This window comes from Pseudomonas sp. BN515 (genome assembly GCF_029873155.1).
In the GTDB taxonomy this organism is placed as follows: Bacteria; Pseudomonadota; Gammaproteobacteria; order Pseudomonadales; family Pseudomonadaceae; genus Metapseudomonas.
Window position 1 is genome coordinate 168,795 of record NZ_SSOH01000043.1, and the last position, 19,407, is coordinate 188,201.

The window sequence follows — 19,407 nt, forward strand, 5'->3', positions numbered from 1 at the left end:
CCCATGGGCCGTCGCTTGAATGGGGTTGGATGGCGGGGAGGATCAGGCGATTTCGATCATCTCGAAATCGATCTTGCCGACGCCGCAATCGGGGCAGCACCAGTCCGGCGGGATGTCTTCCCAGCGCGTTCCGGGCGCGATGCCCTCTTCGGGCAGCCCTTCGGCTTCGTCGTAGATGAAACCGCAGACAATGCATTGCCACTTGCGCATGACCACCTCCGCCGGCGCGGATACCGTACTGAACCTACTCCAATCGACCGGCGCCCGCCAAGGGCCGCCGGACCAGTCCAGACAGAGGATAGGCTTTTATTCCGGGCACAAATAAGCCGGCTCATGGCCGGCTTATTCAGTGCGGGGATCAGTTGATCTCGATCATCTCGAAATCCAGCTTGCCCACGCCGCAGTCCGGACAGATCCAGTCCTGCGGGACGTCTTCCCAGCGGGTGCCGGCGGCGATGCCGTCATCCGGCCAGCCCTGGGACTCGTCGTAGACCAGGCCACACACCACGCATTGCCACTTCTTCATCGTTCTTACCTCATCGATCACGCGTTCTCGAGCCGCAGCCTCTGGCGGGCTTTCCGGACATGTCAGGGCCGCTTTTTACTGGTTCATCCGCCAGTGGGCAAGAGGCAGCCGACAGCTACCGGCCGTGCTAATCTGCGCCGTCTTCCACCGCCCAAGCCCAGCCCGTGCCCCACGCCGCCCTTGCCCATCCGCCCCGCTGGCTGACCGCCGCCCAGCTCCATCCCACCCCCTGCGCCGCTGTCCGCGACTGGCTGTTCGACCAGGGCTCGCTGACCCGCCGGCTGACCGCCCTGTCGAACGACGCGTTCAGCGTCACCCCGCTGGAAGAAGGCTGGCAGACCCTGCGCGCCGACGAGTGCGCGGCCCTGGGCATCCCCGCCGGCAGCCAGGGCTGGGTACGCGAGGTCTACCTGCGCGGCCACGGCGAGATCTGGGTGTTCGCCCGCAGCGTGGCCGCACGCAGTGCCCTCGAAGGCTCGGGGCTGGACCTGCACCAGCTCGGCAGCCGCTCCCTGGGCGAGCTGCTGTTCAGCGACCGCGCCTTCGACCGGGGCGCCATCGAGGTCACCCGCTATCCGGCGCCACTGCTGCCAGCCGAGGTGCGTGAGGAGCGCCTCTGGGGGCGCCGTTCGTGCTTCTCGCGAGGCGAACTGGGGGTTCTGGTGGCGGAAATCTTCCTGCCCAAGCTGTGGCGTCAGGCGGGCATCGAGACCGTATAATCCGGCCCTTCGATGGGAGAGCCGCCGATGTACCTCACGCTGCTGCAATCACTGAACCGCCTGCATCCCCGCGCCATGGATTTCATCCAGCTGACCCGGCTGGACAAGCCCATCGGCATCTACCTGCTGCTCTGGCCCACGCTCTGGGCGCTGTGGATCGCCGGTGAAGGCAGCCCCAGCCTGGCCAATCTGGTGATCTTCGTCCTCGGCGTGAACCTGATGCGCGCCGCCGGCTGCGTGATCAACGACTACGCCGACCGCAATTTCGACGGCCACGTCAGCCGTACCCGCGCCCGCCCCCTGGCCAGCGGCCGGATCACGCCACGGGAAGCGCTGGTGTTCTTCGCCGTTCTGGTGGCCATCAGCTTCGTACTAGTGCTGTTCACCAACGCCACGACCATCTGGCTGTCTTTCGGCGGCCTGGCACTGGCCGCCTGCTACCCCTTCATGAAGCGCTACACCTTCTACCCGCAGGTAGTGCTGGGCGCGGCCTTCTCCTGGGGCATGCCGATGGCCTTCACTGCCGAGACCGGCGAACTGCCGGCCGCAGCCTGGCTGCTGTACATCGCCAACCTGCTGTGGACCGTGGCCTACGACACCTATTACGCGATGACCGACCGCGAGGACGACCTGAAGATTGGGGTGAAATCCACCGCCATCCTCTTCGGCGACGCCGACCGCCTGATCATCGCCATCCTCCAGGGCCTGGCGCTGCTCTGCCTGCTGCTGGCCGGCAATCGCTTCGAACTGGGGACCTGCTTCCACCTGGGCCTGGTAGCCGCCGCCGCCTGCTTCGCCTGGGAGTTCCACAGCACCCGCAGCAAGGACCCGCAGGCCTGCTTCAAGGCCTTCCTGCACAACCACTGGGCGGGCCTGGCGATCCTCGCCGGCATAATCGCCGACTACGCGCTGCGCTGAGGCGCAGCGCGTAGATCACCGCCCTGGCCGGCTGCAAGGCGCTGGCGATGCAGCCTGGACAGTACAGGTAGCTTTCCTGCCGGCTAGTAGGCTTCTGGCTTGGCGACGTGCCAAACGCCCATCTTGCCGTCGCCGGTCACGTCACCGGCCTTCTTGTCCATGACGAAGGTGTACAGCGGCTTCTTGTCGTAGGCCCACTGCATCGAGCCGTCGTCGCGCTTGACCACGCTCCACTCGCCTTCGGCCTTGGCCCCGGCCTCGGCCATCAGCGGCGGCCAGTTCTGCGCGCACTGGCCGTTGCAGGCGGACTTGCCGTCGGAGTCCTTGTCGTATGTGTAGAGGGTCATGCCGTTGTGATCCACGAGCATGCCGCCCTTCTCCATCGCCGGCTCGGCAGCCAGGCCCATCAAGGGCCAACTCAGCAGTGCGCCAGCGAGCAACGGAACGAACCGCGGGGAAATTCTTCTCATTTTCTAGCCTCTCCTCGGAATGAACAGCGACAGCCTGGCGGCAGCTGTGATCACGGCTGGAGGTCGCAGCGGAACAGGACGGAAGGAGCCACGAACACCCATCAAGCCGATAGGGTCCTGTGCCAGGCTCCAGGCCGCCCCTGATTGGCGGCAGCCTCATTGAGCATAGACGAGGCCGCTTCGCCCGAGTTCCGTGACGGAGCGCGCGATATCGCGGGCTATGCCGACAGTCAGGGAGACGGGCGCCGGGATGTCACATCCCTGCAATAATTCCGTTATCTAATGCGGCGCAATCAGTCATACACGCGACCTTTTCTTGAGGCTTGAACATGGTTGGCAAGAACATCCTGATAGTCGACGACGAAGCGCCGATCCGCGAGATGATCGCCGTCGCCCTCGAGATGGCCGGCTACGACTGCCTGGAAGCTGAAAACACCCAGCAGGCGCACGCCATCATCGTCGACCGCAAACCCGATCTGATCCTCCTCGACTGGATGCTGCCCGGCACCTCCGGCATCGAGCTGGCCCGCCGCCTGAAGCGCGACGACCTGACCAGCGACATCCCGATCATCATGCTCACCGCCAAGGGTGAAGAGGACAACAAGATCCAGGGCCTGGAAGTGGGCGCCGATGACTACATCACCAAGCCCTTCTCCCCGCGCGAACTGGTGGCCCGCCTGAAGGCCGTGCTGCGCCGCGCCGGCCCCAGCGACAGCGAAGCGCCGATCGCCATCGGCGGCCTGCTGCTGGACCCGATCAGCCACCGCGTGACCATCGACGGCAAACCCGCCGAGATGGGCCCGACCGAATACCGCCTGCTGCAGTTCTTCATGACCCACCAGGAGCGCGCCTATACTCGCGGCCAGCTTCTGGACCAGGTCTGGGGCGGCAACGTCTACGTCGAGGAGCGCACCGTCGACGTGCACATCCGCCGCCTGCGCAAGGCCCTCGGCGAGGTATACGAAAATCTGGTTCAGACCGTTCGCGGCACCGGCTATCGTTTCTCCACCAAAAGCTGACCCCGGGCCCTGCACAGGGCCGAGCACAAGGACGCGATAGGTGAATCAAGACTGGCGCGGCGTAGTCATCCGCCGCCTGCTACTGCTGATCGGTGCCTGCCTGCTGGCCGGCCTGGTCACCGGCCACTATGCCTGGGCCCTGGTGATCGGCCTCGGCGCCTATCTTGGCTGGACCCTGGCGCAACTCCTGCGCCTGTACAAATGGCTCAAGGAACACCAACCCGACGAACCGCCGCCTGACGGCTACGGCTTGTGGGGCGAAGTGTTCGACAGCATTTACCACCTCCAGCGCCGCGACCAGCGCGTGCGTGGCCGCCTGCAGGCGGTGATCGACCGCGTGCAGGAGTCCACCGCCGCCCTGAAGGACGCCGTGGTGATGCTCGACAGCGACGGCAACCTCGACTGGTGGAACCGCGCCGCGGAAACCTTGCTGGGCCTGAAGACCCCGCAGGACAGCGGCCAGCCGGTGACCAACCTGATCCGCCACCCGCGCTTCAAGGAATACTTCGAGCAAGGCCAGTACCACGAGCCGCTGGACCTGCCCTCGCCGGTCAACGACCGCCTGCGCCTGCAGTTCCACATCACCAAGTACGGCAACAGCGAGCACCTGATGCTGGTGCGCGACGTCACCCGCCTCCACCAGCTGGAGCAGATGCGCAAGGACTTCGTCGCCAACGTCTCCCACGAGCTGCGCACGCCGCTGACGGTGATCGCCGGCTACCTGGAGACCCTGCTGGACAACGTCGAGGATGTGAACCCGCGCTGGACCCGCGCGCTGCAACAGATGAGCCAGCAGGGCAAGCGCATGCAGAACCTGCTCAACGACCTGCTGCTGCTGGCCAAGCTGGAAGCCACCGACTACCCCTCGGACAACCAGCCGGTGGCCGTGGACCTGCTGCTGCTGCAGATCAAGGCCGACGCCATCGCCCTGTCCGGCAATCGCCACCACCGCGTCAGCCTGGAAGCCGACCACAACTTCAAGCTCCGTGGCAGCGAGGCTGAACTGCGCAGCGCCTTCTCCAACCTGGTGTTCAACGCGGTGAAGTACACTCCGGACGAAGGCGAAATCCGCATTCGCTGGTGGGGCGACGAGACGGGCGCGCATCTGTCCGTGCAGGACAGCGGCATCGGCATCGAGGTCAAGCACCTGCCCCGCCTGACCGAGCGCTTCTACCGCGTCGATTCCAGCCGCAACAGCAGCACCGGCGGCACAGGCCTGGGCCTTGCCATCGTCAAGCATGTGCTGATCCGCCATCGCGGCCGCCTCGACATCCGTTCGGTGCTCAACCACGGCAGTACCTTCACCTGCCATTTCCCCGGCACCCAGGTGGTCCGGCGCACCTGAAGCCCACGCCCCCGACTTGCAAAGTCGGGGGTCAGCCTTCAACCTTAGCCGGTCATTTCCAAGCAAAAACCTCCATGGACCCTTCCCCTAGTTCCAGTTTTCTCAGTTACTTCGCCGATTTCGGCCTGATTCTCTTCGCCCTCTTCCTCGTGCTGCTCAACGGCTTCTTCGTGGCCGCCGAGTTCGCCATGGTCAAGCTGCGCTCCACCCGCGTCGAAGCCATCGCCGACCAGCACGGCTGGCGCGGCCGCATCCTGCGCACCGTGCACAACCAGTTGGACGCCTACCTGTCGGCCTGCCAGCTGGGCATCACCCTGGCCTCCCTGGGCCTCGGCTGGGTCGGTGAACCGGCCTTCGCCCACCTGCTGCAGCCGCTGCTCGAGTCCGTCGGCATCGAGTCGCCAAAGCTGGTCCACGGCATCGCCTTCTTCACCGCGTTCTTCATCATTTCCTACCTGCACATCGTGGTCGGCGAGCTGGCCCCCAAGTCCTGGGCCATCCGCAAGCCCGAGCTGCTCTCGCTGTGGACCGCCGCGCCGCTGTACGCCTTCTACTGGCTGATGTACCCGGCCATCTGGCTGCTCAACGCCAGCGCCAACACCATCCTGCGCATCGCCGGACAAGGCGAACCCGGCCCGCACCACGAGCATCACTACAGCCGCGACGAACTGAAGCTGATCCTCCACTCCAGCCGCGCCCGCGACCCCAGCGACCAGGACATGCGCGTACTGGCCTCGGCGGTGGAGATGGGCGAACTGGAAGTGGTGGACTGGGCCAACTCCCGCGAAGACCTGATCTTCCTGGAGCACGACGCACCGCTGGCGGACATCCTCAGCGTGATCCGTCGCCACAAGTACAGCCGCTACCCGGTGCACGACGACCAGAAAGGCGAGTTCATCGGCGTCCTGCACATCAAGGACCTGCTGCTGGCCCTGTCGGCGCTGGACAGCCTGCCGGAATCCTTCGACCTCGCCGAACTCACCCACCCGCTGGAGCGCGTAACCAAGCACATGCCGCTGTCGCGCCTGCTGGAGCAGTTCCGCCAGGGCGGTGCGCACTTCGCCCTGGTCGAAGAAGCCGACGGCAAGGTGGTGGGCTTCCTGACCATGGAAGACATACTGGAAGTACTGGTCGGTGATATCCAGGACGAACACCGCAAGACCGAACGCGGCGTGCTCGCCTACCAGCCGGGCAAGCTGCTGGTGCGCGGCGACACCCCGCTGTTCAAGGTGGAACGCCTGCTGGGCATCGACCTCGACCACGTCGAAGCCGACACCCTCGCCGGCCTCGTCTACGAGACCCTCAACCGCGTGCCGGAGGAGGAAGAAGTGCTGGAAACCGACGGCCTGCGCATCATCGTGAAGAAGATGAAAGGCCCGAAGATCGTCCTTGCCAAGGTGCTCAAGCTCGATTGAGCACCCCGCGCTCGCGGATTCATTCGCGAACGCGGACTACCAGGCTAACCCTCGAATCCTTCCCGAACTCCGCTCTCCTCTTCCAGAGGTAGAGGGGAGACAATTCTTTTGACGGGTGGCTCAGTACGACGTAGCCCCGCTCAACTTGGGGCCTCCAGCCATTCGCCCATGTCGATTCAAAACAGTTCGTGCCTGTGATTTCGACACCTGCCGGCGGAACCTGGTGCTACCATTCTTTGGCAAAATTTGCCAAAAGGTGGTTTCCCATGAGCACCATGAACATCTCCCTGCCCGATGCCCTCAAGAGCTTTGTCGATGACCAGGTCAGCCAGCGCGGCTACGGCACCAGCAGCGAGTACGTCCGCGAACTGATCCGCAAGGACCAGGACCGCCAACGCCTGCGTAACCTGCTCCTGGAAGGTGCCGTCTCCTCTCCCGCCGCCCCGGCTGATGACAACTACTTCGATGCACTGCGCAACCGGGTACGGAACGCCAAGGCATGAAGGCCAAGCCGATCATCCCCCGGACACGGGCCAATCAGGATATCGACGACGCCATCGGCTACTACCTGAACGAAGCAACCGAGCAAGCTGCACTCGGTTTCATCGACGCCCTGGAGCGGGCCTACAAGCACATCAGCCGGCGTCCCGAGTCCGGTTCATCACGGTACGCGCACGAGCTCGATCTGCCGGGGCTGCGCTCCTGGACGCTCAAGCGCTATCCCTATCTGGTCTTTTATATCGAGCACGAAGATCACATTGATGTGTGGCGCGTGCTGCATGGGATGAGGGATATCCCAGCCTGGATGCAGGACAGCGACGAAAAATAGATTTCCCCTCAAGGTACTCAAGCTCAACTGCCCCGTAGGATGGGTGGAGCGAAGCGATACCCATGCTGAGCACGGCCTGATGCAGGTTGGGCTGAGCGCAGCGAAGCCCAACGACGGTGTATCCGGTGGAGCGGGATGTTGGGCTTCGCGTAGCTCAGCCGCAACCTACGCCAATCCGTCCCTACTCCCCGCCCACCGCGAAGTTCGGCAGGGTATCCACCGGCTGGGCAAAGTCGAAGGGAATGGATTCCAGCGCCAGGCCCATGTTGCGCTGGATGACGAAGTGCAGGTGCGGGCCGGTGCTGTTGCCGGTGTTGCCGGATCGGGCAATGCGTTCGCCGATGGCCACCTGCTGCCCCTCGCGCACCTGCACCGAACCACGCATCAGGTGCAGGTAGACGCCCATGGTGCCGTCGTCATGCAGGATGCGCACAAAGTTGCCGGACGGGTTGTTGCCCCGGCCGCTCTGGTCGTTCTCGATCTTCACCACCACGCCGGGACGCGCCGCGACGATGGGCGTGCCTTCGGGCATGGCGATGTCCAGAGCGTAGCGGCCCTTGGGCGTGAAGTGGCTGTAGCGGCCATTGGCGCCCTGGGTCAGGCGGAAAGGACCGCCCATCCAGGGCAGCGGATAGCGGTAGAGCACCGGCTGCAGGCGCGGGTCGCCCATGGCGTAGCGCAACTTGGGCTTGTAGCGCATGGGACGGCTCGGGTCGGCCGGAGCCAGGGTGGCCATGCGCATGCTGCTGCGCGGCGCCAGCACCCAGCGGATGGGTTTATCGGGAGCGCCCGAGACGTTTTCCGCCTGGTCGATGCGCAGCTCCACCTCCACCGGGGCGAACAGGTCGTTGCGCAGCAGCAGGGTCTCGCCGGCGTCGTGCTTTTTCGTCTCAAGCTTCACCGACAGGTCCAGGCGCTCCACCATACGATCACGGAAGACAAACACCTGGGCGCCCGACACGGCCTTGTCGGTGTAGGTCACCACACCATTGGCGTCGGTGTACTTGTAGATGGTCAGCGCAGCGGCCGGCAGGCTCATGCCGAGCAGCAGCGCCAGAGAAAGGAGTCGCCCCAGCATTTCGTCCCGTTGTCTTTGTGTGCTCCGAGTTACCGAAGACTAGCAGTGCAGCCCAGCGGCGGCGAGACGTCGCCCGTCGGGCTGTGACAGGGTTGGCTGGACGATCAGGCGCCGGGGACGAAATGCTTCTGCGCGGTACCGCGAGCAATCAGACGGGACAGGTAATCGAGCTTCTGCGGGTCGCCATCGACGAAGCGGAAGGTCAGCTGCAGCCACTCGCTGTCGGGCTTTGGTTCCAGCGCCGCCACCGAGTGCAGGTAGCCGTTGAGCCGGGCGACTTCGCCGCCCTCGCCCTGCTCCAGATCGAGCACCGCACTCTCCAGCACCTGCGGCAGCGGCTCGCCACGGCGCACCACAAGCTGCGCATCCTTCAGGCTCAGGGCCTTGATCACGCAGGCCAGCACGCCCGCCGGGAGTCTTAGCTGCGCCTGGCCACGGCCACCGGGGGCCTGGGACGCCGCTTTCGCCGACGGGGTCGGAGCAGCGGGCTTGGCCACGGGCGCAGCGGGTGCCGGCGCGGCCGCAGGGCGGACCACCTCGGCCTTGCCGCCGGTGAGGGCCGCGAGGGAATCATTGGCAAAGCCGCCGGCGTTGGGCAGCTTCACCGGCGAACTGGACATCAGGGCTTCGAGCTTGCCGCTGCGGGACAGGGCCTTCTTCACCTTGGTGACCAGCTGATCGTTGGAGAAGGGTTTGCCGATGTAGTCGGAGACGCCGGCCTGAATGGCCTGGATGACGTTCTCCTTGTCACCACGGCTGGTGACCATGATGAAGGGCGTGGTCTTCAGGTTGTCCTGTTCACGGCACCAGGTGAGCAATTCCAGCCCCGACATCTCGGGCATTTCCCAGTCGCAGAGGATCAGGTCGATACTGGCGCGGGCGAGCAATTGCTGGGCCTTTCGCCCGTTGATCGCCTCTTCGATCTGGATGCCGGGAAAGTTGTCGCGCAGCCCCTTCTTCACCAGATCGCGAATAAAGGACGCATCATCCACCACCAGCACGTTGACCTTGCCCATCGACTACTCCTTGGAAATCGGGGCTAAGAATAGCCTTGGCTGATAGCCAATTGCCAAGTCCGATTTGCGACCTGCTCCCCGTCCGCGACCGACGGGTCATCCACAGCCCCGGAAAGCAGAACGCCCGGCACGAGGCCGGGCGTTCAGGCAGCGAAAAGCAGGATCAGCCCTGGGTGGCGTCCTTCTTGGCGCCATTGCCCTTCACTTCCTCGGTCATGCGCGCAAGGCCCATGTGGCGAACGTCGGTGCCGCGCACCAGGTAGATCACCAGCTCGGAAATGTTGCGCGCGTGGTCGCCGATGCGTTCCAGGGAACGCAGGGCCCAGATGACGTTGAGCACGCGGCTGATGGCGCGCGGGTCTTCCATCATGTAGGTGACCAGTTCTCGCAGCGCGGTCTTGTACTCGCGGTCGATGTTCTTGTCGTACTGGGCCACCGAGAGGGCGAGGTCGGCGTCGAAGCGGGCGAAGGCATCCAGGGCTTCCTGGACCATCTTGCGCACCTGGTCGCCGATGTGGCGCACCTCAACGTAACCGCGCGGGGCAACACCTTCCTCGCAGAGCTGGATGGCGCGGCGGGCGATCTTCGAGGCTTCGTCGCCGATGCGCTCGAGGTCGATCACCGACTTGGAGATGCTGATGATCAGTCGCAGGTCGGAGGCCGCCGGTTGGCGACGGGCGAGGATGCGTACGCACTCCTCGTCGATGTTGCGCTCCATCTGGTTGATCTGGTCATCGATCTCGCGCACTTGCTGGGCGAGGCCCGAGTCGGCGTCGATCAGCGCGGTGACCGCGTCGTTGACCTGCTTCTCGACCAGGCCGCCCATCGCCAGGAGGTGGCTGCGCACTTCCTCCAGTTCGGCGTTGAACTGCTGGGAGATGTGATGGGTGAGGCTGTCTTTGTCGATCATTTTCTAACCCTTGTTGAGCAGAATGCTTTTCCTGGTGGTAGTGCCCTTCAACCAATCGTGCTGGGCAAGGAGGCGAAGCGAAGACAGTACGAGTAGTACGGCAAGCTTCGCCGACGCAGTCCAGTGCGATTGGGGGTGGCCACTAGCCGTAGCGACCGGTGATGTAGTCCTCGGTCTGCTTCTTGGCCGGATTGGTGAACAGGGTATCGGTATCGCCGAACTCGATCAGCTTGCCCATGTACATGAAGGCGGTGTAGTCGGAAACACGTGCCGCCTGCTGCATGTTGTGGGTCACGATGACGATGGTGTACTTGCTCTTGAGCTCATAGATCAGCTCTTCCACCTTCAGGGTGGAGATCGGGTCCAGGGCCGAGCAGGGTTCGTCGAGCAGCAGGACTTCCGGCTCCACGGCGATGGTACGGGCGATCACCAGACGCTGCTGCTGACCGCCGGAGAGGCCGAGGGCGGATTCGTGCAGGCGGTCCTTCACCTCGTCCCACAGGGCGGCGCCCTTCAGCGCCCACTCCACGGCTTCGTCCAGCACGCGCTTCTTGTTGATGCCCTGGATGCGCAGGCCGTACACCACGTTCTCGTAGATGCTCTTGGGGAAGGGGTTCGGCTTCTGGAACACCATGCCCACACGGCGGCGCAGCTCGGCCACGTCCTCGCCCTTGCGGTAGATGTTGTTGCCGTCGAGGCGGATCTCGCCGTCGACGCGGCAGCCGTCAACCAGGTCGTTCATGCGGTTGAAGCAGCGCAGCAGGGTGGACTTGCCGCAACCGGACGGGCCAATGAAGGCGGTCACGCGCTGCTTCGGGATGTTCATGCTGACGTTGTGCAGCGCCTGCTTCTCGCCGTAGAACAGAGACAGTCCGGGCACTTCGAGGGCGACGGTCTCGTTCGCCAGGCTCAGGTTCTGCTTGTCGCGGCCGAGGGCGGAAATGTTGACGCCGTGGCTGTGGGTTTCGTGTTGCATGTGTTCACTCCGTTCGTAGCTTCGAGCTACAAGCTGTAAGCCTCAGGCAATTCGTTGGGCGGCGGACGATCAGCTGTCCAGCGCCTTGTATTTCTCGCGCAGGTGGTTACGGATGGCGACGGCCGAGAAGTTCAGCAGGGCGATCACCAGCACCAGCAGCAGCGCGGTCGCATAGACCAGCGGGCGCGCGGCTTCGACGTTCGGGCTCTGGAAGCCTACGTCATAGATGTGGAAGCCCAGGTGCATGATCTTCTGGTCCAGGTGCAGGTACGGGTAGTTGCCGTCCACCGGCAGGCTCGGCGCCAGCTTCACCACACCCACCAGCATCAGCGGGGCCACTTCACCGGCCGCGCGGGCCACGGCGAGGATCAGGCCGGTCATCATGGCCGGGCTGGCCATGGGCAGGACCACCTTCCACAGGGTCTCGGCCTTGGTCGCACCGAGGGCCAGGGAGCCCTCACGCACGGCACGCGGGATTCGCGCCAGGCCTTCCTCGGTGGCCACGATCACCACCGGTACGGCGAGGATCGCCAGGGTCAGGGACGCCCAGAGCAGGCCCGGGGTACCGAAGGTCGGCGCCGGTGCGGACTCGGGGAAGAACATGCGGTCCAGCGAACCACCCAGCACATAGACGAAGAAGCCCAGGCCGAACACGCCGTAGACGATGGCCGGAACGCCCGCCAGGTTGTTCACCGCGATGCGGATCACGCGGGTCAGCGGGCCCTGCTTGGCGTATTCGCGCAGGTAGATGGCGGCGATCACACCGAAGGGGGTGACGATCACAGCCATGATCAGGGTCATCATGATAGTGCCGAAGATGGCCGGGAAAATACCGCCTTCGGTGTTGGCTTCACGCGGGTCGTCGGCGAGGAATTCCCACAGCTTGGAGAAGTAGAAGCCGAGCTTGGCACCGACGCCCATGGCGTTCGGCTGGTAGGCATGGACCACCTTGCCCAGGCTGATTTCCTGCTCCTGGCCGCCGGCTTCACGGACCACGACGCTGTCGCGATTGAACTCCTGGTGCAGGCCCATCAGCTGCTCTTCCAGGCCCTTGTAGCGCTTCTCCAGCTCAGCGCGCTGGGCGGCGATGTCGGCCTGGGCCTCGGGGGTCAGGGCATCGTTCAGCTCCAGCTTGCGGGTCTGCAGGCGCAGGCGCTCCAGGCCGTGGTTGATGCCGCCGATGTCCTTCTTCTCCAGCTGGTAGAGCTTGCCGTAGAGGTCATTCACGCGCTTCAGGCGTTCTTGCAGCGCGGGCATGGCGGCGTCGCCTTCAGCCACTACCTGGCCGTTTTCCTTCACCGCCACCAGGCGGCCGTAGAAGTTGCCCCACTCGCGGCGCTCCAGCGCCACCAGGTCGGCCGGGTATTTCTGGTCCAGCAGCCAGTCGCCCACCACCCAGGTGAAGTCGCTGCCGTAGACGTCACGGTTGCCCACCTTGAGCAGCTCGCGGGTCATGAATTCCGGGCCGGCTTCCGGTACCGGCAGGCCGGCACCCTTCAGGCGTGCACGGGACACTTCCTCGATCTGCACCGCTTCGCCGATGACCGGCTTGGCTGGCTGGCCGGGAATGGAGTACTGCGCCTCCACCAGGTCCGCCGGCCAGAAGTGGGCCAGACCGCGCACGGCGATCACCGACAGCAGCCCGATGGTCATGATGACTGCGATGGAAACCGCGCCACCACTTATCCAGACGCCCGGTGCGCCGCTCTTGAACCAGTTTTTCAGGGAAACCTTTTTCACGGATTTCTCCAACGCGTGAGTCTTTCAGTTCCTCCCGCCAGGGGCCGGAGGTTTCATGTATTTACTCCCTCTCCCCTACGGGGAGAGGGCTGGGGAGAGGGGGTTGCACGAGGCACCACCCTCTCCTGCCCTTCGGGCACCCTCTCCCTGAAGGGAGAGGGTCATCAGATGCCCCTCGTTACGAGGTGCGCTTTTAAAGAGACGCGTACTTCTTGCGCAGTCGCTGACGGATCAGCTCGGCCAGGGTGTTCATGATGAAGGTGAACGTCAGCAGCACGAGAGCCGAGAGGAACAGCACGCGGTAGTGGGTACCACCGACCTCGGACTCCGGCATTTCCACCGCCACGTTGGCGGCCAGGGTGCGCATGCCTTCGAAGATGTTCACTTCCATTACCGGGGTGTTGCCGGTAGCCATCAGCACGATCATGGTCTCGCCCACGGCGCGGCCGAGGCCGATCATCAGGGCCGAGAAGATGCCCGGGCTGGCGGTCAGCAGGACCACGCGGGTCATGGTCTGCCAGGGCGTAGCACCCAGGGCCAGGGAGCCGTAAGTGAGGCTGCGCGGCACGCTGAACACGGCGTCTTCGGCGATGGAGAAGATGTTCGGAATCACCGCAAAACCCATGGCCAGGCCGACGATCAGGGCGTTGCGCTGGTCGTAGGTGATGCCCAGGTCGTTGCTGATCCACAGGCGCATATCACCGCCGAAGAACCAGCTTTCCAGGATCGGGCTCATGCCCAGGGCGAACCAGGCGGTGAGGCCCACTACCGGGATCAGGATCGCCGCTTCCCAGCCGTCCGGCACGCGCAGGCGGATGGACTCCGGCAGGCGGCTCCAGATGAAGCCGGCCAGCAGGATGCCGAAGGGAGTCAGCAGCAGCAGGCTGAAGATGCCCGGCAGGTGGCCTTCCACATAGGGCGCCAGGAACAGGCCGGCGAAGAAGCCCAGGATCACGGTGGGCAGGGCTTCCATCAGCTCGATCACCGGCTTCACCTTGCGGCGCATGGCCGGCGCCATGAAGTAGGCGGTGTAGATGGCGGCGGCGATGGCCAGCGGAGCGGCCAGCAGCATGGCGTAGAAGGCGGCCTTGAGGGTGCCCCAGGTCAGCGGCGCCAGGCTCAGCTTCGGCTCGAAGTCGGTGTTGGCGGCGGTGGACTGCCAGACGTACTTCGGCTCGTCGTAGCTCTCGTACCAGACCTTGCCCCACAGCGCGCTCCAGGAAACTTCCGGGTGCGGGTTGCGCAGGCTGAACGGCATCAGCTGGTTGCCTTCCTCGACCACGATGCGGTTGGCCCGCGGCGACAGGGCCATCAGGCCGGAGCCGTCGGTCACGGACTCCACCAGCAGGGTGCGGTTGGCGGTGCTGTGGAACACGCCGAGGTGGCCGCTGGAATCCAGGGCGATGAAGCCCTTGCGGCGCTCTTCGGCGGTGATCTGTACCACCGGGTTGCTGCCCAGCTGGAAGTCACGGATGTGCTTCAGGCGCGAGGAGCCGTCCGGATCGCGGGCCATGAACCACTGGGCGATACCGCCCTTGGAGTCACCCACCATCAGGGAGATGCCGCCCAGCAGCATGGTGCTGGCGGAGACTTCGCGCTCGCCGTCTTCCAGCAGCTTGTAGCGGCCGTTCAGGGCCTTCTCGCGCAGGCTGAAGACGTCGGCGTGGGCACGGCCATTGAGCACGTACAGCCACTGGTGGCGCGGGTCGATGTAGATGGCCTTGATCGGCTCGGCGATCTGCGGCAGATCGATGGAGTTCTGCTCCTGGGTGGTTTCGCCGGTCAGCATGTTCTCTTCGCTGACGACCTGCTGCACATGCAGCTGGCTGCCGGTGGAGCCGGCCAGCACCATGGTTTCGTCATTGATGCTCAGTGCCACGTGCTCCAGCGCACGGCCCTGGGCGTCGAGGACCATGGGCGCTTCGCCGTAGGGGAAGCTGACCAAGGGCTCGATGGTTTTCTTGTTGTCCGGGTAGGTGACGTTGTAGCTGTGCTTGAAGATCAGCGCCTGGCCGTTGGACAAGCCCAGCACAACCAGCGGGCTGCCCGGCTGGTCCTGGCCGATAGACACCACGTTGGCGCCAGCCGGCAGCGGCAGCTGCTGGCGTTTGACCAGGCTACCGTCCTTCGTCGAGAAGAACTGCACTTCGCCCTTGTCGGCGACGCGCATGCCCACCATGTTCTGCTCTTCCACAGCCAGCAGCAGCGGCTTGCCGGCGTCCTGCTGTTGCAGCCAGGCCGGGCTCTGCACCTTCTTCGCCGTCAGCTCGGCGCCCTGGAACAGCGGCAGCACCACGTAGGCCAGGTAGAAGAAGATCAGGGTGATGGCGCCAAGAACGGCGAGACCGCCGACCAGCACATACCAGCGGGTCAGGCGGTCCTTCAGCGCGCGCATCTTGCGCTTGCGCACGAGCGCAGGCGTATTGAAGTCGATGCGGGCGGGCGGGTTCTTCGAAGAAGTCAGGGAATTGGCCAGGTCAGTCATGGATTCGGGCTCTTGCCACTTTCGGCTCGCGCAGGCTTTTACGATGGGCGCAAAGACTACGGACTTCGTGTGACAGAAAAATTACAGCGAGTTGACGTGGCGAAGCCCACCCGGAGGAGACCTCGGGCGGGCTTCTGCGACAGGGGTCTCCCGTCGCCCTTGCGTCCTTGCGGAGCGGCACGCATGAGGCGGCCGCTCCCTTATCCGGTCTGGATTACAGACCCAGATCCTTCAGTGCTTTTTCGGCCACTTTGGCCGGAACCGGGATGTAACCGTCTTTTACAACGATTTCCTGGCCTTGCTTGGACAGCACCATCTTCACGAACTCGGCTTCCAGGGGAGCCAGCGGCTTGTTCGGCGCCTTGTTCACGTAGACGTACAGGAAGCGGGACAGCGGGTAGCTGCCGTTCAGGGCGTTCTGCTCGTTGTCTTCAACGAACTCGCCACCTTCTTTCTTGGCCAGGGCAACAGTCTTCACGCTGGAAGTCTTGTAGCCGATACCGGAGTAGCCGATGCCGTTAACGGACTGGCTGATGGACTGAACGACGGAAGCGGAACCCGGCTGCTCGTTCACGTTCGGTTTGAAGTCGCCTTTGCAAAGGGCTTCTTCCTTGAAGTAGCCGTAGGTGCCGGATACTGAGTTACGACCGAACAGCTGGATCGGCTTGGAAGCCAGATCGCCGGTCACGCCAACGTCACCCCAGGTCTTGATGTTGGAGGTGCCGCCGCACAGGCGGTTGGCGGAGAAGATCGCGTCGACCTGCTGCATGGTCAGGCCTTTGATCGGGTTGTCCTTGTGGACGAAGATCGCCAGGGCGTCGACGGCAACCGGAACAGCGGTCGGCTTGTAGCCGTACTTCTGCTCGAAAGCCTGCAGCTCGACGTCCTTCATCTTGCGGCTCATCGGGCCCAGGTTGGCGGTGCCTTCGGTCAGAGCCGGCGGCGCGGTGGAGGAACCGGCGGCCTGGATCTGGATGTTCACGTTCGGGTATTCGCGCTTGTAAGCCTCGGCCCACAGGGTCATCAGGTTGGCCAGGGTGTCGGAACCAACGCTGGACAGGTTGCCGGAAACACCAGTGGTCTTCTGATAGGCCGGAATGGACGGATCGACAGCAGCGACCGCACTGGCGGTAGCGACGCCGGCGGCGACGAAGGTCAGGGCCGCCATCAAACGCTTCAGTTTCATGCCTTGCTCCTAAGCAGGACGAGGGGGTTGAATGCAACGGGGGCCAGTATCGAGAGGCCGTATGACCACTCTATGAATTGATTGTGACAATTGGATGAATGGCCATCACCCGCTGTCCAAGGTGGATCAAGACCCGCGATTCGTACGGAGACAGCCCCCATGAAGCCCCTTTCCTTGCTGCCCTTCGCCCTTCTGGCGCTCTGCACCGCGTGCAGCGAAATGGCCACGTTGACGGTCGAGGACGGCACCGGTCCCGACCCGCTGCTGCCACCACCGAGCCGCGGCCTCATCCCCACCGTCAATGTCGCCCCCGCCGTCGGCTGGGCACAGGGCGCCACCCCCGTGGCGGTCCAGGGCACCCGCGTCCAGGCCTTCGCCGAGAACCTGCAGCATCCGCGCTGGCTCTATGTGCTGCCCAACGGCGATGTGCTGGTGGCCGAGAGCGCCGCGCCGGGCACCGACAAGCCGGCAGGCATCAAGGGCTGGGCGTCGGGCCTCTTCATGAAGCGCGCCGGCGCCCAGGTGCCGAGCGCCAATCGCATTTCCCTGCTGCGGGACATCAACGGGGATGGCGTCGCCGACCTGCGCAGCACCTTCCTAAAGGGGCTCAATTCCCCCTTCGGCATGGTGCTGGTGGGCAAGGACCTCTACGTCGCCAACGCCGACGCACTGCTGCGCTTCCCCTACGAGAAGGGCGCCACCGAGATCGACACACCGGGCACCAAGGTCACCGACCTGCCCGCCGGCCTCAATCACCACTGGACCAAGAACGTCATCGCCAGCCGCAACGGTCGCAAGCTCTATATAACGGTGGGCTCCAACAGCAACATCGGCGAAAACGGCATGGAGATGGAGGAAGGCCGCGCGGCGATCTGGGAACTGGACCGCGCCAGCGGCAACAAGCGCCTCTATGCCACTGGCCTGCGCAACCCGGTGGGCATGGCCTGGGAACCGCAGACCGGCAAGCTGTGGACGGCGGTGAACGAGCGCGACGAACTGGGCAGCGACCTGGTGCCCGACTACATCACCTCGGTGAAGGACGGCGGCTTCTACGGCTGGCCTTACAGCTACTACGGCCAGCACGTGGACGAACGCATCCAGCCACCGCGCCCCGACCTCGTGGCCAAGGCCATCGTGCCCGACTACGCCCTCGGCCCACACACCGCCTCCCTGGGCATCGCGTTTGCCAAGGGCAGCAAACTGCCGAAGCTCCAGAACGGCCTCTTCGTCGGCCAGCACGGCTCCTGGAACCGCGAGCCCCGCAGTGGCTACAAGGTGATCTTCGTACCTTTCAAGGGCGGCAAGCCCAAAGGCCAGCCGGTGGACGTGCTCACGGGCTTCCTCGACGACCAGGGCAACGCCCAGGGCCGCCCGGTGGACGTGAAGCTCGACAGCAAGGGCGCGCTGCTGGTGACCGACGACGTCGGCAACAAGGTATGGCGGGTGAGTGCGGCGAAGAAGTGAGGACCGAGCGGGGCCGGCTACCCTCACCCTGTAGAGCCAGACATCCTTTACATATTGAACCGGGGACATCCTTTACACCGATAGGCGTTGGACCTGGGAGGAGCCAGGTCCAAGCCGGCCTAAGGGATACTGGCCGAAGCGCAGCTCCCACACATCCGTCTCGACTTCGCGTAGCGCGACCCACTCGTCGATCAGGGCCTCGGACAGAAACACCGAGCGCCCTTGCCACTTGATGCAACCGTTGCTGTGCACCCGCCGGAGTTGCAGCCCTGTCGGGTACTCGATCGCCGGTAGACGGGCCGGATAGGGGCGCGGCGAGGGCCCATAGCGCTCGGCCGGGACCGCCATCCCGAGTCCTTCATGCGGCCGTATGGTGTTGAACTCCTGGCGGAACCGTTCAAACGCCATCTGCTGCTGGGCCAGATTGGGAGCGGGGGGCTTCAGGACGGCCGCTTTCAGGCTGCGGTGCATCCGCTCGTGTCGGCCATTCTGATCGGGACGGCCCGGCGCGATGCGCTCCGGGTGAATACCCAGGTGAATCCACCACACCGCCAAGCGCGAGAGACCGCCCACGCCCACCGAGGCGAACGGGCTGCCGTTGTCCGTGCGGATAGCCTCCGGCAGGCCGTATTCGCGGAAGGCCCACTCGAACCAGGGTCGACTCAGCCCGCCGCCGGGACGCGGCAAGCCCCGGCAGCACAGCAGATACCGGCTGGCCTGATCGGTCAGGGTCAAGGGATAGCACCAGCGACCATCCCCGGTCCGAAACTGCCCCTTGAAATCAGCACACCAGACGTGGTTAGGCTGCAGGCCGGCGCGCAAGGGCGTGACGGACGCCGGGGTGCTCCGCGGACGTCGGCGCGACTGCACCAACCCTGCCCGTTTCAACCATTCTCCCGCTGTGCTAGGGGCTGGCCAGGGCAATTCCGGATCCTGCTTGCGCAGACGCACCAGCAGCTTCTTCGGCCCCCAATCCAGATGCCGCAGCTTCTCTTCGATCAACCGCTCAATCAGCGCCGTCGCGGTCTGTTGCGGGCTGCTGAGCGGTCGCCGGGACTGCTCCAGAAGGCCAGCCTCACCGTGTTCCGCATAGCGCTGCAGCCACTTGTCGAGCGTCGGCCGGCTGATGCCATAGCTGCGCGCCAGCTCGCTCTTGCTGTAGTCACCGCTGCTCCAGGCGTGGATCAGCTCGATACGTTGGTCCATGGGCGACACTCTTTTCCAGGGCATGGCAGCTACCTCCTGCCATGCGAATTACCTGTAAAGGATGTGTCCGGTCCAACCTGTAAAGGATCTATCCGGTCTGTACCC

At 64.6% G+C, this 19,407-nt stretch carries 19 protein-coding genes; 8 read left to right on the forward strand and 11 right to left on the reverse strand.

What is annotated here, in order from left to right:
• Positions 1-42: 42 nt before the first annotated feature.
• Together E8E91_RS11990 and E8E91_RS11995 are read right to left on the reverse strand one after the other, a co-directional pair.
• Positions 43-210 (reverse strand): rubredoxin, encoded by a 168-nt coding sequence (locus E8E91_RS11990; RefSeq protein ID WP_151138440.1) that lies wholly within the window; start codon positions 208-210, stop codon positions 43-45.
• Positions 211-358: 148 nt separating this feature from the next.
• The gene (locus E8E91_RS11995) at positions 359-526 is read right to left on the reverse strand and encodes a rubredoxin (RefSeq protein WP_077524852.1); all 168 of its coding nucleotides are present in this window, start codon (positions 524-526) and stop codon (positions 359-361) included.
• Positions 527-690: 164 nt separating this feature from the next.
• On the opposite strand from E8E91_RS11995, the gene E8E91_RS12000 reads away from it, so the two are divergent.
• Positions 691-1,245, forward strand: a complete 555-nt coding sequence (locus E8E91_RS12000) for a chorismate lyase (protein WP_280375914.1) — start codon at positions 691-693, stop codon at positions 1,243-1,245.
• A 27-nt stretch (positions 1,246-1,272) separates the two neighbouring features.
• Positions 1,273-2,163 carry a 4-hydroxybenzoate octaprenyltransferase gene (gene ubiA, locus E8E91_RS12005; RefSeq protein ID WP_280375915.1) on the forward strand — a complete coding sequence of 297 codons (891 nt, stop codon included), beginning with the start codon at positions 1,273-1,275 and terminating at the stop codon, positions 2,161-2,163.
• A gap of 83 nt (positions 2,164-2,246) precedes the next feature.
• On the opposite strand, the gene E8E91_RS12010 is transcribed toward ubiA, so the two are convergent.
• The gene (locus E8E91_RS12010) at positions 2,247-2,633 is read right to left on the reverse strand and encodes a hypothetical protein (protein ID WP_280375916.1); all 387 of its coding nucleotides are present in this window, start codon (positions 2,631-2,633) and stop codon (positions 2,247-2,249) included.
• Positions 2,634-2,962: 329 nt separating this feature from the next.
• On the opposite strand from E8E91_RS12010, the gene phoB reads away from it, so the two are divergent.
• The 5 genes from phoB (at position 2,963) to E8E91_RS12035 (ending at position 7,241) form a co-directional block, all read left to right on the forward strand.
• Positions 2,963-3,652 (forward strand): phosphate regulon transcriptional regulator PhoB, encoded by a 690-nt coding sequence (gene phoB / locus E8E91_RS12015; protein ID WP_028626921.1) that lies wholly within the window; start codon positions 2,963-2,965, stop codon positions 3,650-3,652.
• Positions 3,653-3,692: 40 nt separating this feature from the next.
• Entirely contained in the window at positions 3,693-4,997 is a 1,305-nt protein-coding gene (phoR, locus tag E8E91_RS12020; RefSeq protein WP_280375917.1) for a phosphate regulon sensor histidine kinase PhoR, read from the forward strand.
• A gap of 74 nt (positions 4,998-5,071) precedes the next feature.
• Positions 5,072-6,412: a hemolysin family protein gene (locus E8E91_RS12025; RefSeq protein WP_280375918.1), complete on the forward strand. Its 1,341-nt coding sequence runs from the start codon at positions 5,072-5,074 to the stop codon at positions 6,410-6,412.
• Positions 6,413-6,678: 266 nt separating this feature from the next.
• Complete coding sequence (locus E8E91_RS12030) at positions 6,679-6,915, forward strand: type II toxin-antitoxin system ParD family antitoxin (RefSeq protein WP_280375919.1); 237 nt, start codon at positions 6,679-6,681, stop codon at positions 6,913-6,915.
• Complete coding sequence (locus tag E8E91_RS12035; RefSeq protein WP_280375920.1) at positions 6,912-7,241, forward strand: type II toxin-antitoxin system RelE/ParE family toxin; 330 nt, start codon at positions 6,912-6,914, stop codon at positions 7,239-7,241. The genes E8E91_RS12030 and E8E91_RS12035 overlap by 4 nt, the downstream gene beginning before the upstream one ends.
• 181 nt (positions 7,242-7,422) lie before the next feature.
• Here E8E91_RS12035 and E8E91_RS12040 read toward each other — a convergent pair whose 3' ends face one another.
• From E8E91_RS12040 to E8E91_RS12070, 7 genes are all read right to left on the reverse strand, one after another.
• Positions 7,423-8,319 (reverse strand): peptidoglycan DD-metalloendopeptidase family protein, encoded by an 897-nt coding sequence (locus E8E91_RS12040; protein WP_271469834.1) that lies wholly within the window; start codon positions 8,317-8,319, stop codon positions 7,423-7,425.
• 104 nt (positions 8,320-8,423) lie between these two features.
• On the reverse strand, positions 8,424-9,335 hold the full coding sequence (locus E8E91_RS12045) for a response regulator (protein ID WP_280375922.1): 912 nt from the start codon (positions 9,333-9,335) through the stop codon (positions 8,424-8,426).
• A 163-nt stretch (positions 9,336-9,498) separates the two neighbouring features.
• Positions 9,499-10,245, reverse strand: coding sequence for a phosphate signaling complex protein PhoU (gene phoU / locus E8E91_RS12050; RefSeq protein WP_280375923.1), 747 nt, complete (start codon positions 10,243-10,245; stop codon positions 9,499-9,501).
• Positions 10,246-10,387: 142 nt separating this feature from the next.
• Positions 10,388-11,221, reverse strand: a complete 834-nt coding sequence (pstB, locus tag E8E91_RS12055; protein ID WP_151138458.1) for a phosphate ABC transporter ATP-binding protein PstB — start codon at positions 11,219-11,221, stop codon at positions 10,388-10,390.
• A 69-nt stretch (positions 11,222-11,290) separates the two neighbouring features.
• Positions 11,291-12,961, reverse strand: coding sequence for a phosphate ABC transporter permease PstA (gene pstA / locus E8E91_RS12060; protein WP_280375925.1), 1,671 nt, complete (start codon positions 12,959-12,961; stop codon positions 11,291-11,293).
• A gap of 193 nt (positions 12,962-13,154) precedes the next feature.
• Positions 13,155-15,140, reverse strand: coding sequence for an ABC transporter permease subunit (locus E8E91_RS12065; RefSeq protein ID WP_280375933.1), 1,986 nt, complete (start codon positions 15,138-15,140; stop codon positions 13,155-13,157).
• A 520-nt stretch (positions 15,141-15,660) separates the two neighbouring features.
• Positions 15,661-16,632 carry a phosphate ABC transporter substrate-binding protein PstS gene (locus tag E8E91_RS12070; protein ID WP_280369881.1) on the reverse strand — a complete coding sequence of 324 codons (972 nt, stop codon included), beginning with the start codon at positions 16,630-16,632 and terminating at the stop codon, positions 15,661-15,663.
• Positions 16,633-16,791: 159 nt separating this feature from the next.
• Here E8E91_RS12070 and E8E91_RS12075 point away from each other — a divergent pair, with 159 nt between their 5' ends.
• Positions 16,792-18,096 carry a sorbosone dehydrogenase family protein gene (locus E8E91_RS12075; RefSeq protein WP_280375926.1) on the forward strand — a complete coding sequence of 435 codons (1,305 nt, stop codon included), beginning with the start codon at positions 16,792-16,794 and terminating at the stop codon, positions 18,094-18,096.
• Between the two features lie 72 nt (positions 18,097-18,168).
• Here the strand turns inward: E8E91_RS12075 and E8E91_RS12080 are convergent, their stop codons facing one another.
• Entirely contained in the window at positions 18,169-19,302 is a 1,134-nt protein-coding gene (locus tag E8E91_RS12080) for an IS481 family transposase (RefSeq protein WP_280375419.1), read from the reverse strand.
• Positions 19,303-19,407 lie beyond the last annotated feature (105 nt).